This window comes from Pantoea sp. FN0307 (assembly GCF_050113815.1).
In the GTDB taxonomy this organism is placed as follows: Bacteria; Pseudomonadota; Gammaproteobacteria; order Enterobacterales; family Enterobacteriaceae; genus Mixta; species Mixta alhagi.
Map to the genome: position 1 here is coordinate 1 of NZ_JBNJSO010000008.1, position 14,633 is coordinate 14,633.

General features: G+C 51.2%; 13 protein-coding genes and 1 rRNA gene. 7 read left to right on the forward strand and 7 right to left on the reverse strand.

The window, feature by feature from the left end:
* Positions 1–7: 7 nt before the first annotated feature.
* Positions 8–123: ribosomal RNA gene (gene rrf, locus ACQE3Z_RS18405) — 5S ribosomal RNA — on the forward strand.
* Positions 124–203: 80 nt separating this feature from the next.
* Here the strand turns inward: rrf and mobB are convergent.
* Together mobB and mobA are read right to left on the reverse strand one after the other, a co-directional pair.
* Positions 204–710 carry a molybdopterin-guanine dinucleotide biosynthesis protein MobB gene (gene mobB / locus ACQE3Z_RS18410; protein WP_426974887.1) on the reverse strand — a complete coding sequence of 169 codons (507 nt, stop codon included), beginning with the start codon at positions 708–710 and terminating at the stop codon, positions 204–206.
* Positions 711–1,298, reverse strand: coding sequence for a molybdenum cofactor guanylyltransferase MobA (gene mobA, locus ACQE3Z_RS18415; RefSeq protein WP_426974888.1), 588 nt, complete (start codon positions 1,296–1,298; stop codon positions 711–713).
* Between the two features lie 74 nt (positions 1,299–1,372).
* Between mobA and ACQE3Z_RS18420 the strand changes: the two genes are divergently transcribed.
* The 4 genes from ACQE3Z_RS18420 (at position 1,373) to polA (ending at position 6,582) form a co-directional block, all read left to right on the forward strand.
* Positions 1,373–1,642 (forward strand): YihD family protein, encoded by a 270-nt coding sequence (locus tag ACQE3Z_RS18420; RefSeq protein ID WP_085069223.1) that lies wholly within the window; start codon positions 1,373–1,375, stop codon positions 1,640–1,642.
* A 74-nt stretch (positions 1,643–1,716) separates the two neighbouring features.
* Entirely contained in the window at positions 1,717–2,703 is a 987-nt protein-coding gene (locus ACQE3Z_RS18425; protein ID WP_426974889.1) for a serine/threonine protein kinase, read from the forward strand.
* A 26-nt stretch (positions 2,704–2,729) separates the two neighbouring features.
* Positions 2,730–3,359, forward strand: a complete 630-nt coding sequence (gene dsbA / locus ACQE3Z_RS18430) for a thiol:disulfide interchange protein DsbA (protein WP_426974890.1) — start codon at positions 2,730–2,732, stop codon at positions 3,357–3,359.
* Between the two features lie 436 nt (positions 3,360–3,795).
* Positions 3,796–6,582, forward strand: coding sequence for a DNA polymerase I (polA, locus tag ACQE3Z_RS18435; RefSeq protein WP_426974891.1), 2,787 nt, complete (start codon positions 3,796–3,798; stop codon positions 6,580–6,582).
* A 391-nt stretch (positions 6,583–6,973) separates the two neighbouring features.
* Here polA and yihA read toward each other — a convergent pair whose 3' ends face one another.
* Positions 6,974–7,630: a ribosome biogenesis GTP-binding protein YihA/YsxC gene (yihA, locus tag ACQE3Z_RS18440; protein WP_426974892.1), complete on the reverse strand. Its 657-nt coding sequence runs from the start codon at positions 7,628–7,630 to the stop codon at positions 6,974–6,976.
* A gap of 532 nt (positions 7,631–8,162) precedes the next feature.
* Between yihA and yihI the strand changes: the two genes are divergently transcribed.
* Both yihI and hemN read left to right on the forward strand, forming a co-directional pair.
* Positions 8,163–8,681 (forward strand): Der GTPase-activating protein YihI, encoded by a 519-nt coding sequence (gene yihI / locus ACQE3Z_RS18445; protein WP_426974967.1) that lies wholly within the window; start codon positions 8,163–8,165, stop codon positions 8,679–8,681.
* Between the two features lie 246 nt (positions 8,682–8,927).
* Positions 8,928–10,301, forward strand: a complete 1,374-nt coding sequence (gene hemN / locus ACQE3Z_RS18450) for an oxygen-independent coproporphyrinogen III oxidase (RefSeq protein WP_426974968.1) — start codon at positions 8,928–8,930, stop codon at positions 10,299–10,301.
* A gap of 44 nt (positions 10,302–10,345) precedes the next feature.
* On the opposite strand, the gene ACQE3Z_RS18455 is transcribed toward hemN, so the two are convergent.
* From ACQE3Z_RS18455 to glnA, 4 genes are all read right to left on the reverse strand, one after another.
* Positions 10,346–10,462 carry a YshB family small membrane protein gene (locus ACQE3Z_RS18455; RefSeq protein WP_426974893.1) on the reverse strand — a complete coding sequence of 39 codons (117 nt, stop codon included), beginning with the start codon at positions 10,460–10,462 and terminating at the stop codon, positions 10,346–10,348.
* 97 nt (positions 10,463–10,559) lie between these two features.
* On the reverse strand, positions 10,560–11,969 hold the full coding sequence (glnG, locus tag ACQE3Z_RS18460; RefSeq protein WP_426974894.1) for a nitrogen regulation protein NR(I): 1,410 nt from the start codon (positions 11,967–11,969) through the stop codon (positions 10,560–10,562).
* 8 nt (positions 11,970–11,977) lie between these two features.
* Positions 11,978–13,027 (reverse strand): nitrogen regulation protein NR(II), encoded by a 1,050-nt coding sequence (gene glnL / locus ACQE3Z_RS18465; protein WP_426974895.1) that lies wholly within the window; start codon positions 13,025–13,027, stop codon positions 11,978–11,980.
* A gap of 139 nt (positions 13,028–13,166) precedes the next feature.
* A complete protein-coding gene (glnA, locus tag ACQE3Z_RS18470) occupies positions 13,167–14,576 on the reverse strand; it encodes a glutamate--ammonia ligase (protein WP_250651241.1) in 1,410 nt (469 codons plus the stop codon).
* Between the last annotated feature and the right edge of the window lie 57 nt (positions 14,577–14,633).

The window sequence follows — 14,633 nt, forward strand, 5'->3', positions numbered from 1 at the left end:
GAATTTGCCTGGCGGCGAGAGCGCGGTGGTCCCACCTGACCCCATGCCGAACTCAGAAGTGAAACGCCGCAGCGCCGATGGTAGTGTGGGGCCTCCCCATGCGAGAGTAGGGAACTGCCAGGCATCAGATAACGACGGAGCCTCAGCGAAAGCTGAGGCTTTTTCGTATCTATTATTTGGCAACATAACACCAATGCCCCTTCTCAGGGACACTCTTTCAGCCATTGCACAATAAACCCGGTAATAGCTGTAGGATCGTTCAGATCTAACAGCGGTACCGAAACATCAAGTGAACAATCACTGGCCACGGCGATAACATGCTCATCCAGCAGCTCCTTTATTTCTTCCTCGCTACGATCGCGGCATAAAACAATGCGCGGGATCGGCTCATCTTTAAACCCCTCTACCAAAATCAGATCTAAAGAACGCTTATCCATGCGACTTATCAGGAAATTAAAATCTATTGTCTTGTTATCCGGCGTTTCAGTCATTAATGCCCAGCGTTGCTGACTGGCGACTAACACCTGATCAGCACCCGCTTTGCGTAATTCATAACTATCTTTACCGGGTATATCTATATCCATATCGTGATGCGTATGTTTGATAAGTCCTGGCCGGACCCCTTTTTCTTTTAATAAAGGGATGAGCTGCTTAAGCAGCGTTGTTTTTCCGGTTCCGCTCCAGGCAGCGATAGCCAGTATGGGCAACATTTAGTGCTTCCCCTCATAATGTGCTAATTCTTCTGGCGTATTGATATTAACGAAAGCTTGCTCATTATCGTTAAATAACACGGCATGTCCGCCCACCTGATGTAAAAAATGCATTACTCTTCGCTCGCCGCTAGCCAGGTAAAGGGCCAGTTCAGACATGACCTGACGATTAATTAAGGCCAGCGCAGGATGATCGCGTTGATTTGAACGCACCCATACTGCGGGTGCCTGCTGTTTCTGCTGCCAGAGGCGTATAACGTAATCATCGGGTATGAATGGCGTATCGCAGGCGGAGAAGGCGAGCCACGAACTATCGATTTGCTGAAACGCGCTCAGCATGCCAGCTAGCGGCCCAGGATAGTCGGGCAATACATCATTAATAATGCGCAGCTTGCTCTGTTGATAATGCCTCAGGTTGCGGTTCGCGCTGATACTAATGTTGTCTACCTGCGGAGCCAGCCGCTGCCAGACATGCTGCCACAAAGGTTTTCCCTGTAGCAGCAATTGCGCCTTATCCTGTCCCCCCATACGGCTACTACGTCCTCCGGCAAGAATGACGCCAGATATTGTTTCCCGCTGCTTGCTCACGCGCAAACCCTCTCTTTTATTGTGGGAATAACCCTGCTAACGTAGCATCCAGTTAACCATTATGGATAAACTTTATGAAATACCATCGACTGAATGAACTACTGGAACTGCTACAACCGGCCTGGCAAAGCGAGCCGGATCTTAACCTGCTGCAATTCTTACAAAAACTGGCGGACGAGTCAGGCTTTGACGGTCCCTTGTCTGCATTAACCGATGATATTCTGATCTATCATTTAAAAATGCGTGGTGCAGATAAGCAAGAAGCCATTCCCGGCCTTAAAAAGGATTACGAGGAAGATTTCAAAACGGCGTTGCTGCGCGCACGCGGCATAATTAAGGATTAATCTTCTGCGCTTTCTGTCGTGCTGACCGATCAATGTTATTCTTACCCGCTGCAGGCACTGAACAGAGATGCACGATGGAAAATACCGCCTTTCATTTTCACACCCTCAATCCCGATACTATTGTTGATGCGCTTTGGGATGCTGGTTTGCGCGTCGATTCCGGGCTAACCGCACTTAACAGCTACGAAAACCGCGTCTATCAGTTTTCTGATGAAGAGCGGCAGCGTTATGTCGTTAAATTCTATCGCCCGCAGCGCTGGAGCCGTGCCCAGATTGAAGAGGAACATCAGTTTGCGCTGGAGCTTCAGCAGGATGAGGTGCCGCTTGCTGCGCCGCTGATACTCAACGGTAGCACATTGCAGCAGCATGATGGCTTTTGGTTTGCGGTATTCCCCAGCCTTGGTGGTCGACAATACGAAACGGATAATGACGATCAGCTTGAGAGCGTAGGTCGCTTTCTGGGACGCATCCACCAAACCGGCGAACGTAAGCTGTTTACGGCTCGCCCTGACATAGGGCTGCAGGAATATATTGAGGAGCCCGCACAAATCTTACAGGAGTGTCGACTGATCCCTTCTTCGTTACGAAATGATCTCAATACGAGCATTGCGGCGTTGAGGAGCACTTTACAGACATATTGGCATTGCAGTTGGACGCCGTTACGCCTGCATGGCGATTGTCATCCAGGTAATATCCTGTGGCGTGACGGACCGCTTTTTGTTGATTTGGACGATGCCCGCAATGGCCCTGCGGTCCAGGATCTCTGGATGCTGATAAGCGGCGATCGTCAGCAGCAGCGTATCCAGTGGGATATTCTGCTGGAGGCGTATGGTGAATACAGAGACTTTGATATTAACGAATTGTCATTAATTGAACCTTTACGCGCTATGCGCATGGTTTATTATCTGGCGTGGATTGTTCGTCGCTGGCAGGATCCTGCTTTTCCGCGTAGCTTTCCGTGGATGACGGAAGAAGATTTTTGGCGCAGGCAAATTGCGTCCTTCAGAGAGCAAAATACCGTATTACAGCAGCCGCCCCTGCGGTTAATGCCTGAATATTGATGTTTGATTATGGAGAGAGTCTCGAAATGAAAAAATTATGGCTTGCGCTGGTCGGTGTCGTACTGGCGTTCAGTGCCTCAGCTGCGCAGTTCACCGATGGTCAGCAATACGTTACGTTGGATAAGCCGGTAGCCGGTAAGCCTCAGGTAATGGAGTTTTTCTCCTTTTTCTGTCCTCACTGTTATCAGTTCGAAGAAATTTACCATGTTGGTGATGCCGTAAAAAAAGCCCTGCCGGAAGGTGTCAAAGTCACCAAATATCATGTTGATTTTCTTGGTGGCGACCTGGGCCCGATCATGACGCACGCCTGGGCAGTTGCGATGGCGCTGGGTGTTGAAGAGCAGGTTACCGCGCCTATCTTTGAAGGTATCCAGAAAACCCAAACGATTACCGATCCTGCCAGCCTGAAAGAAGCCTTTGTGAAGGCCGCCGGGATTAAACCAGAAGAATACGATGCGGCCTGGAATAGCTTTGCGGTAAAAGCGCTGGTTGCTCAGCAGCAGAAAGCGGCAGCGGATGTCGAACTGCGCGGTGTACCGGCAATGTTTGTTAATGGCAAATATATGGTTAACAACGGCGGGCTGGATACCAGCTCAATGGATAACTTCGTTCAGCAATATGCCAATGTCGTAAAATTCCTGCTGCAAAAGCAGTAAAAACGATCTAAAAAAGACGCCGGGTTATCCCGGCGTTTTTTTATTCCTGACGTATACTTTCCCGCAGTCTCTGTTGAAAAAATAAGCAGGGAGTGGCGGATGATTTCGGGATTAAATTAATAAGACGTCGGTGATCAAAAAAGGATCGCTGATATTTATATCCACATTTTATCTATTTTGACTTTTCCACTGACAGGATCGTTTTCTTGATCCAACAGGTTGATAAGAAAAGAATAATTTTTACCATATATTGTATATTTACGTAAATAACAATACGTTAGCAATTTTGCACACAAAGTTATCCACAGGTAATCAGGCAAATTCCGCTTAGCGTTTTCTGAGCTTTCCCTAAACTTCCGTCCAGGTTATTTCATATTTATCCGTATCATGTGGCATCCTTATGCCATACCAACGATCATCCTGGAACGTGAAACTTATGGCTCAAATCGCAGAAAACCCTTTGATTCTGGTAGATGGATCTTCCTACCTTTACCGCGCTTACCATGCTTTTCCGCCGCTCACCAACAGTGCCGGGGAACCAACCGGAGCAATGTACGGCGTGCTGAATATGCTGCGTAGCTTGCTGCTGCAGTATCAACCCAGCCATGTAGCGGTAGTCTTTGATGCAAAGGGCAAAACCTTCCGTGACGCATTATTTGAGCACTACAAATCTCATCGCCCGCCTATGCCGGATGACCTTCGTGCGCAAATAGAGCCTTTGCATAATATGGTGCGCGCGATGGGCTTGCCGCTGTTAGCGGTTTCTGGCGTAGAGGCTGACGATGTTATCGGCACGCTGGCCCTTCAGGCGGAGAAGCAGGGACGTGCGGTGTTAATCAGTACCGGCGATAAAGATATGGCGCAGTTGGTTACGCCGAATATCACTCTGATTAATACCATGAATAACGCCATCCTCGGACCGGATGAAGTAAAAGAAAAGTTCGGTGTTCCGCCTGAGCTGATTATTGATTTTCTGGCTCTGATGGGTGACGCATCCGATAACATTCCGGGCATCCCGGGCGTGGGTGAAAAAACCGCACAGGCGCTGTTGCAGGGTCTGGGCAGCATTACGACGCTTTATGACAATCTGGATAAAATCGCTGACCTTAGCTTTCGTGGCGCGAAAACCATGGCGGCTAAACTGGAGCAGAATAAAGAGGTTGCGCTGCTCTCCTATCAGTTAGCAACCATCAAAACGGATGTAGAGCTTGATATCGGCTGCGAGCAACTCACCGTTAACGAGCCGGACGTAGAAACGCTGCTTGGCTTGTTCCGCCATTATGAATTCCGCCGCTGGATTACCGATCTGCAAGAAGGGAAATGGTTGCAGGGACGGAAAAGTAACAGCGGCGCACAGAAGGCGGTAGAGGAAGCAGCAGTGCCGCAGCCGGAAAGCGTCAGCGTACTCTCTTCGGATGGCTACGTAACCATCCTTGATCAGGACACATTCGATAGCTGGCTGGATAAGCTGAAACACAGTTCGCTGTTTGCCTTTGATCTGGAAACAGACTCGCTGGATACCTTAACCGCCAATATTATCGGTTTATCCTTTGCCGTAGCGCCAGGCGAAGCCGCTTATTTGCCTGTGGCCCATGATTATCTGGATGCGCCGGATCAGCTGGATCGGAATGCGGTGCTGGCACAGCTTAAGCCGCTGCTGGAAGATAAAAGCGCATTGAAAGTCGGTCAAAACCTGAAGTTCGATCGTAGCGTCTTAAAGAACTATGACATCGAGCTGGCCGGGATTAAATTCGATACCATGCTTGAGTCCTATATGCTGAATACCGTCGTCGGTAAGCATGATATGGATAGTCTGGCAGCGCGCTGGCTCAACCATAAAACGGTGACCTTCACCGAGATCGCCGGAAAAGGCAAAAATCAGCTCACCTTCAACCAGATCGCTCTGGAGCAGGCGGCACATTATGCGGCAGAAGATGCAGACGTTACGCTGCAGCTGCATTTAAAAATGTGGCCGGAGCTGGAAAAAGAGGCGGGCCCAAGAAAAGTTTTTGAAGAGATCGAAATGCCGCTGTTAACGGTGATCTCGCGTATTGAGCGTAACGGCGTATTAATCGATCAGCATATCCTGGCTAAGCACTCACAGGAGCTGACCGCTCGCCTTAAAGAGCTGGAAGAGAAAGCGCATGAACTGGCGGGCGAGCCGTTCAATCTCTCCTCCACTAAACAGCTGCAAACCATTCTGTTTGAAAAACAGGGCATCAAACCCACCAAAAAAACGCCGGGTGGCGCGCCATCGACCAGTGAAGAGGTTCTTGCAGAGCTGGCGCTGGATTACCCATTGCCCAAAGTGATTCTGGAGCATCGCGGGCTCTCTAAGCTGAAATCAACCTATACCGATAAGCTGCCGCAGATGATTAATCCACGGTCAGGGCGGGTGCATACCTCTTATCAACAGGCGGTAACGGCAACGGGGCGTCTTTCTTCGACCGATCCTAACCTGCAAAATATTCCGGTGCGTAATGAAGAAGGGCGACGTATCCGTCAGGCCTTTATCGCGCCAGAAGGTTGCCGCATCGTAGCGGCTGACTATTCGCAGATCGAGCTGCGTATTATGGCGCATTTGTCACAGGATAAAGGACTGCTGACTGCTTTTGCGGAAGGTCAGGATATTCACCGGGCTACGGCTGCAGAAGTCTTTGGCGTCAGCGTTGATAAAGTGACCAACGAGCAGCGTCGCAGCGCCAAGGCAATTAACTTCGGTTTGATCTATGGTATGAGCGCGTTTGGCTTATCCCGTCAGCTGAATATTAATGCGGGCGAGGCCAGGCTGTATATGGAGCGCTATTTTGAACGCTATCCGGGTGTGCTGAAGTATATGGAAAATACGCGCCAGCAGGCTTCTGAACAGGGCTACGTCTCGACGCTGGATGGACGTCGGCTGTGGTTGCCGGATATCAAATCCGCCAATGCGATTCGTCGTAAAGCGGCTGAGCGTGCAGCGATTAACGCGCCGATGCAGGGCACGGCGGCAGATATTATCAAACGGGCCATGATTGACGTGGACGCCTGGTTGCAGGAGCCTGATGCGCCGCAGGTTACGATGATTATGCAGGTTCACGATGAACTGGTATTTGAAATCAGGGAGCAGGACGTGGAAAAGGCCAGCGCAAAAATTCGTCAGCTCATGGAAAACAGCATGAAACTGGATGTTCCGTTGCGCGTAGATATTGGTGTCGGTGATAACTGGGATCAGGCGCACTGATCCGTACCAGAGTACGCTGGTGTTGCGGCATAATCAGCGCGCCGCGCGCCTGGCCCGATTGCGCCATACCGTTACTTAAATGCTAACGTTATGGCGCTTAAACACTTTTTTGGTAATTAAGCTACATTCATACGCTGTTTATGTGACGCCTGTTAAGAAAAAACGGCGGTTTTATGAAAATTAACTACAAAAAATTCTTTGTCGGCCAGAAAAAATCAGGTAAAGTTTACGGCGTAGGGTACAGAGGTAAGATGTTCTATCTTTCAGACCTTTTACTTCACGTAATCGGATTTGGCTGAATATTAGCCGCCCCAGTCATTTTGTGACTGGGGCGTTTTTTATTGGGCGTTCGGTAAAAATGGATGCGTAATCCGCTACGCATCCTGAAGGGTTATTGCCCCTGTTCTGAAGATGGCACTTCTTCCTGCGCGCTAAACCAGCTATCCAGCTTAAGCCGCAGTTTATCCACGCCAATTTTCTTCAGAGAAGAAAAAAGCTCTACCTGCACATCGCCCATAAAGGCCAGTGAGGCTTCGCGCACCACATTCAGCTGACTCTTACGAGCGCCGGATGCCAGCTTATCGGCTTTGGTTAACAGCACCAGTACCGGTATTTGGCTTTGCACTGCCCATTCAATCATTTGCTGATCGAGATCTTTAAGCGGATGACGGATGTCCATCAATACCACCAGACCTTTCAGGCACTCGCGTTTCTGCAAATATTCGCCCAGGGCGCGCTGCCATTTACGCTTCATCTCTTCCGGGACTTCAGCGTATCCGTAACCAGGTAAATCCACCAGACGTATGCCGTCAGCGACCTGAAACAGGTTGATAAGCTGGGTACGGCCAGGCGTTTTACTGGTGCGCGCCAGGCTTTTTTGGTTAGTCAGCGTATTAAGGGCGCTGGATTTACCCGCATTAGAGCGGCCTGCAAATGCCACTTCAATACCCACATCAGCCGGAAGGTGGCGAATATCGGGGGCGCTGGTAACAAAATGGGTGACGTGATAATTCCAGCCAGACAAAATAGTGACTCCTGAAGAGTTCATTGGGTTTAATGGCGTGATTATACCCTTAAAGCACGTAAAGCGCTTCCTGGTACAGTTGACTAATAAAATTGTAAGATATTTGCCATAACTATTGCCAGTTATTGACGTTTTTAAACGCCATTCAAATAAATATTCTAAATAAATTCAAACTGTTACTCGGAAGGGTGTGAAAAAGAGTCCAGGAAATCCCTTAGGTACCTTGTTAGTTTTACTTATTCGTCTAAAGTAATTCACAGAGTTTGGATGGCTCACTTCAGGATGAAGCGCTCACGGAGTAGTCAGGAAAACAGAGAGCTGGGAACAGGACAAGGTGCGTTGGAATGCGCCGTCAGGGAAAAGGAAACGCTCAGGACGAGAGCGTAATGCACATGGAAAAACCGGGATGTTGACTGCAGCAGGGATGTAAAGGAAGGTTGTCCTTCTACGGAAGGTACGAAAAAAGGCGACAGGGTGACCTGCCGCCTTTTTTCTTTGTGCGCTTTCTGCTAGATTCCGCCGCAATTCTATACTAAAGAAAAACCCCGGATAAAAGATCATGAAACCTGCACGTAAGCCACAAAGTAGCGCTGCGCCAAAAGTAAAACGCAAATCGCACGAAGATAAAAATCAGGAAGCGCGCGATCGGAAGCGCGATAAAAAGCGCCGCGGCCATGCAGCAGGTAGCCGCGCGAACCCTGTTATGTCTCAGAGTGACAAAAACAGCGCGGCCAAAGAGAAAGATCCGCGTATTGGCAGTAAAAAACCGGTGCCGTTATTAAAAGAAGGCGTTGCGGTCACGGCAGCGAAACCGATCAAGAAGGCGCCCGTTGAGCAGAAGCCTTTCATGGAGCCGGCAGATGAACTGGCGATGCTGGAAAATGATGAGCGTCTTGACGGGCTGCTGGATCGCCTGGAGAACGGCGAAGTCTTATCAGCAGAAGATCAGGCCTGGCTCGATCAGACGCTGGATCGTATTGATGTGCTGATGGAACAGCTCGGTATCGGTCTGGACGATGATGAAGAAGATGAGGCAGATGAAGATATGTATCGTCTGCTGAAAGGCGAGAAATAAGCTCGCTGACCTAAATTGACGGGAACGGGCGCTGGCTTTGCTCCCGTCAGTCAGGTATTCGACTATGTTTTGGCCTGGATCAATCATCGCCATTCTATTGGCATGTTATCTGTTTTGGCTGTTTGTTAAACTACGCCGCCTGACGCAGCTGAAATCACGGTTGCGCCGTGCTACCGCTAACCGGCAGCGCCAGGCCTCCTTGCCCTTGACGCGGCCCGTAAGGCGTCGTAAATGGAAGGAGTGAACATGCCAATGCCGTTAACCGAGTGGGATCAGGCCCTGATCGAAAAGTACAACTATGCCGGGCCGCGCTATACCTCTTATCCCACCGCGCTGGAGTTTAACGAAGGCTGGAGCGAAGCGGCATTTCAGCAGGCGGCCCAGCGTTATCCCACGCGACCTCTTTCCCTTTATCTCCATATTCCTTTCTGTCACCGCCTTTGTTATTTCTGCGGCTGTAACAAGCAGGTAACGCGCCAGTCGCATAAAGGCGATCGTTATCTGGATGTCCTGGAACTGGAAATCCGCCAGCGTGCTGCGCTATTCAGCAACAGAACCGTTACCCAAATGCACTGGGGCGGCGGAACGCCAACCTGGTTAAGCAAGGCGCAGCTGAGTCGCCTGATGGCGGTATTGCGGGAATGTTTTCACTTCAACAGCGAAGTAGAAATTTCCATTGAAGTTGACCCGCGTGAGCTGGAATTAGATGTGCTCGATCACCTGCGGGCGCTGGGCTTTAACCGTCTGAGTATGGGCGTGCAGGATTTTAATAAAGCGGTGCAGGAGCGTGTCAATCGCGTTCAGGACGAAGGCTTTATTTTTGCGTTGATCGAACGCGCGCGCAAACTGGGTTTTACCTCCAGTAATATCGATCTGATTTACGGCTTGCCGATGCAAACGCCGGAAAGCTTCGATTATACGCTGCAAAAAGTGGCCACGTTACGGCCCGATCGCCTAAGCGTTTTCAATTATGCGCACTTGCCAACGCTGTTTGCCGCTCAGCGTAAAATTAAAGATGAAGAGTTGCCCACCCCGGCGCAAAAGCTGGTAATCCTGCAGCAAACTATCGCTACCCTGACCGCGCAGGGTTATCACTACATTGGTATGGATCATTTTGCCCGGCCGGAAGATGAACTGGCTATCGCCCAGCGCGAGGGGAAACTTCATCGCAATTTCCAGGGCTATACCACCCAGGGCGAGACCGATCTGCTGGGAATGGGTGTCTCGGCGATCAGTATGCTGGGAGACTGTTATGCTCAAAATCAAAAAGAGCTGAAGGCATATTATGCCAGCGTGGAACAGCAGGGCAACGCGTTATGGCGTGGCCTGACGCTAAGCCAGGATGACTGCCTGCGTCGTGACGTTATCAAGTCGCTTATCTGCAACTTTTCGCTTTCTTTTTGCGACATTGAAGCGGTTAACGGCATAACCTTTACCGACTATTTTGCCGAGGATCTGGCTTTGCTTGCGCCTCTGGCCGCCGATGGGCTGGTGGAGATTCAGAAGAGCGGGATACGGGTTACGCCAAAAGGGAGGTTGCTGATTCGTAATATCTGCATGTGTTTTGATATCTATATGCGACAGAAGGCGCGACAGCAGCAGTTTTCTCGCGTGATCTAATGATGCAGCGTAGCAAAAAGGCCGGTATGCGCCGGCCTTTTTAATTAACTGAAAAAACTAACCATTACGGCACATAGCACCGCCGCTAAAGCGGTTTGCGGTGGATGGCCGATAGCTGCATCGCCTGCAGCGCTCAATGAAACCAATAGCGATTCGAGCATGATAAGCCTCCCGATAACCGCTCAAAATGATACTGAACGGCATCGAGGTGTAAAGAGCAAAGCATAAAAAATTGTGCAAAAAATATGCTTTTCTTGCTTACTCCATTCCCAGTTCTTTCAGTTTACGCGTCAGGGTATTGCGTCCCCAGCCGAGTAAGCGCGCCGCTTCCTGCTTGTGTCCTTGCGTATGGCGTAGTGCCGTGGTCAGCAAAGTGCGCTCCATTTCCGGTTGCGCCTCAGACAGCAAATTTTGATGACCGGAACGCAGCGCGCGATCGGCCCACTGCGCTAACAGTGTGGCCCAGCTATCGGGCAATGATTGTACTGCCGTATCGCTGGTGGTGCTTTCAAACAGTTCCGGCGGCAGATCCTGGATCAGTACCTCCTGACCGGCAGCCATCACTGTCAGCCAGCGGCAGGTATTCTCCAGCTGTCGTACGTTACCTGACCAGTGCAAACGTGTCAGTGCCGCTTCAGTCTCAGGATGCAGGATCTTGGCCTCCACACCCAGTTCACGCGCGGCAACCTGTAAAAAATAACGCGCCAGCCGGGGAATATCTTCACGTCGCTCACGCAGCGGCGGCAGATGTACGCGGATCACATTCAGGCGATGGAACAGGTCCTCCCTGAATTTGCCTTCCTGTACGCGCAGCTCCAGATTCTGGTGCGTGGCCGCAATAATACGCACGTCAACCTTTACCGGCGCATAGCCACCGACACGATAAAATTGCCCGTCCGCCAGCACACGCAGCAGACGTGTTTGCACATCCAGCGGCATATCGCCGATCTCATCCAGAAACAGCGTACCGCCGTCCGCCTGTTCAAAACGGCCCTGACGGATCTGATTTGCGCCGGTAAATGCGCCTTTTTCATGGCCGAACAGCTCAGACTCAATCAGGTCTTTAGGGATCGCCGCCATGTTCAGGGCGATAAAGGGAGCCTTAGCACGCGGGCTGTGGCGATGCAGGGCATGCGCTACCAGCTCCTTGCCGGTCCCCGACTCGCCATTAATCAGCACGCTAATCGACGAGCGTGAAAGCCTGCCGATAATACGAAACACATCCTGCATCGCTGGCGCTTCGCCAATAATATCGGTTGTCGGACCGCTGACCGGTCGGTCTCGTGGTTGCTGCTGCTCCTGATAATGGCTAATTGCGCGTTCAACCAGCGCGACGGACTCATCAATATCAAACGGCTTGGGCAAATAATCGAAAGCGCCCTGCTGATAAGCGCTCACCGCCGCATCCAGATCGGAGTGGGCGGTCATAATGATGACCGGCAGCATCGGATGCCGCTGTTTAATTTGTTTTAGTAACGCCAGGCCATCCATTCCGGGCATACGAATATCTGACAATAAAACATCTGGGGTTTTGCTTGCGAGTGCTTCCAGCACGTCGTTGCCACTCTCAAAAGTGGCGCAGCTTAAACCAGCTCCCGTAAGTGCGCGTTCAAGTACCCAGCGGATGGAGCTATCGTCATCGACGATCCAAACTATCCCTCGTTGCATAGAAACCTCTACTTACGAATCGGCAGGTAAATCGAAAATTCGGTATGGCCTGGCCAACTGCTAAATTCTATTTTTCCGGAATGTTGATCGATCAGGCTGCGGGCAATGGAAAGCCCTAATCCGGTGCCGCCCTCTCTACCGCTAACCATGGGGTAAAACAGCGTATCCTGCAGCCTTCCCGGTATGCCTGGTCCGTTATCTTCCACATCGATGCGCGCCACCAGCCGGTAACGGGTACCGTGCAAAGTAAGCTGGAAAGCGGTGCGGGTGCGCAAGGTAATGGTGCCGCCTTCCTCGCCCAGCGCCTGTAACGCATTACGGACTATATTCAGTAAAACCTGTTCTATCTGATCGGGATCGTGGGGCAGTTCCGGCAGGCTGGGATCGTAATCACGTACCAAAGAGATGTTGTCCGGCAGCTCCATAGTGACCAGGTTAACCACACGCTCCGCCACCTGATGAATACTTTGCGTGACGTGCATACCGGGCTGCTGCGGCCCTAACAGACGGTCTACCAGATTACGCAGCCGATCTGCCTGCTCAATAATGACTTTGGTATATTCCGTCAGCGACGGCTCGGGCAAGGCTTTAGCCAGTAGCTGTGCGGCGCCACGTAGCCCGCCCAGCGGATTTTTAATCTCATGGGCCAGGCCCCGAACCAGATCGCGGGCGGCAACCTGCTGCGCATGCTGGATCTGTTCCTGACTGAGGCGGCGTTGATTATCCATCGGCGCCATTTCCAGCAGGATAAGACCATCTGGCAGTCGCTGCGCCGTTAATGACATGATATGGGCGCGCCCATCCACTACCAGCGTTACCTCGCTGTCGGTAAACCCCTGGCCAGCGTCAAGGCTTTCCTGCATAACAGCGATATTTAAAGAGAAATAGCCAATCAGTTCAGGCAACGGCGTGCCAAAAAGCTTACGGGAACTTTGTGCTAACAGCTGCTGTGCCGCTGGATTGGCATAATGAATAACCAGCTCGTTATCGATCAGCAGGATACTGTTAATCAGGGAATTGAGAATCTGCCCGGCATCGGGCAACAGGCCAGTTGCCATACAGCGTTCTCCTGCACCAAATCAGTGCATTATAGTTTCAGGTTCGATAACGCGATATTCCGACCGTTGATCAGGTGGAGAAAAAAGCCCATCCGAAGATGGGCTGAAAGTTTCCACGGCAACAAAAAACGCAAACCAATTAAACGCTGTAGTAAAGCTCGAACTCTACCGGATGCGGCGTCATACGCACGCGATCCATTTCAGCCTTACGCAGCTCGATGTAAGCTTCGATAGCATCATCGGTAAACACGCCGCCACGGGTCAGGAACTCGCGGTCTTCGTTCAGCGCGTTCAGCGCTTCTTCCAGCGAACCGGCCACTTTTGGAATTTCAGCTTCTTCTTCCGGCGGCAGGTCATACAGGTTTTTATCCATGGCGTCGCCAGGATGGATCTTGTTGATGATACCGTCCAGGCCTGCCATCAGCAGCGCAGCGAACGCCAGGTACGGGTTAGCCGCTGGATCCGGGAAGCGTGCTTCGATACGGCGTGCTTTCGGGCTGGCGACCACTGGAATACGGATAGATGCTGAGCGGTTACGTGCTGAGTAGGCCAGCATAACCGGCGCTTCGTAACCCGGAACCAGACGCTTATAAGAGTTGGTGGTTGGGTTAGCCAGGGCGTTAATGGCTTTCGCATGTTTGATTACGCCGCCGATATAGAACAGCGCCATTTCAGACAGGCCGCCGTATTTATCGCCTGCGAACAGGTTTGTGCCACCTTTTGACAGGGACATATGGCAGTGCATGCCAGAACCGTTATCGCCAAACATCGGCTTCGGCATAAAGGTCGCGGTTTTGCCGTAGGCGTGCGCCACGTTATGCACGACATATTTGTAGATCTGAATTTCGTCGGCTTTTTTCACCATGGTATTGAAGCGGGTTGCCACTTCGTTCTGGCCTGCGGTGGCCACTTCATGGTGATGCGCTTCAACAACCAGACCCATCTGCTCCATGGTCAGACACATGGCAGAACGGATGTCCTGTGCGGAGTCAACCGGCGGTACCGGGAAATAGCCGCCTTTCAGACCCGGACGGTGACCTTTGTTGCCGCCTTCATATTCTTTGCCGGTGTTCCAGGCCGCTTCGATATCATCGATAGCAACGTGAGAACCGGATGTGCTGCTGCCAAAACGGATATCGTCGAACAGGAAGAACTCAGGCTCAGGGCCAAACAGTACGGTATCGGCGATGCCTGAAGAGCGCAGGAAATCTTCAGCGCGCTTGGCGATTGAACGTGGGTCGCGATCATAGCCCTGCATGGTGCCAGGCTCCAGAATGTCACAACGGATGATCAGCGTGGAGTCTTCGAAGAAAGGATCCAATACTGCTGTGGACGCGTCCGGCATCAGCACCATGTCTGACTCGTTAATACCTTTCCAGCCGCCGATGGAGGAACCATCGAACATTTTGCCTTCTTCGAAGAAGTCTGCGTTAACCTGATGCGCCGGAATGGTCACATGTTGCTCTTTACCTTTGGTATCGGTAAAACGCAGGTCAACAAACTTCACTTCGTGTTCGTTCATCATCGAGAGAACGTGTTCAGCAGACATACTCAACTCTCCTGGTAATTGTCATTGTCGTCGTGGAAAGAGAACTTCACCCCGCCA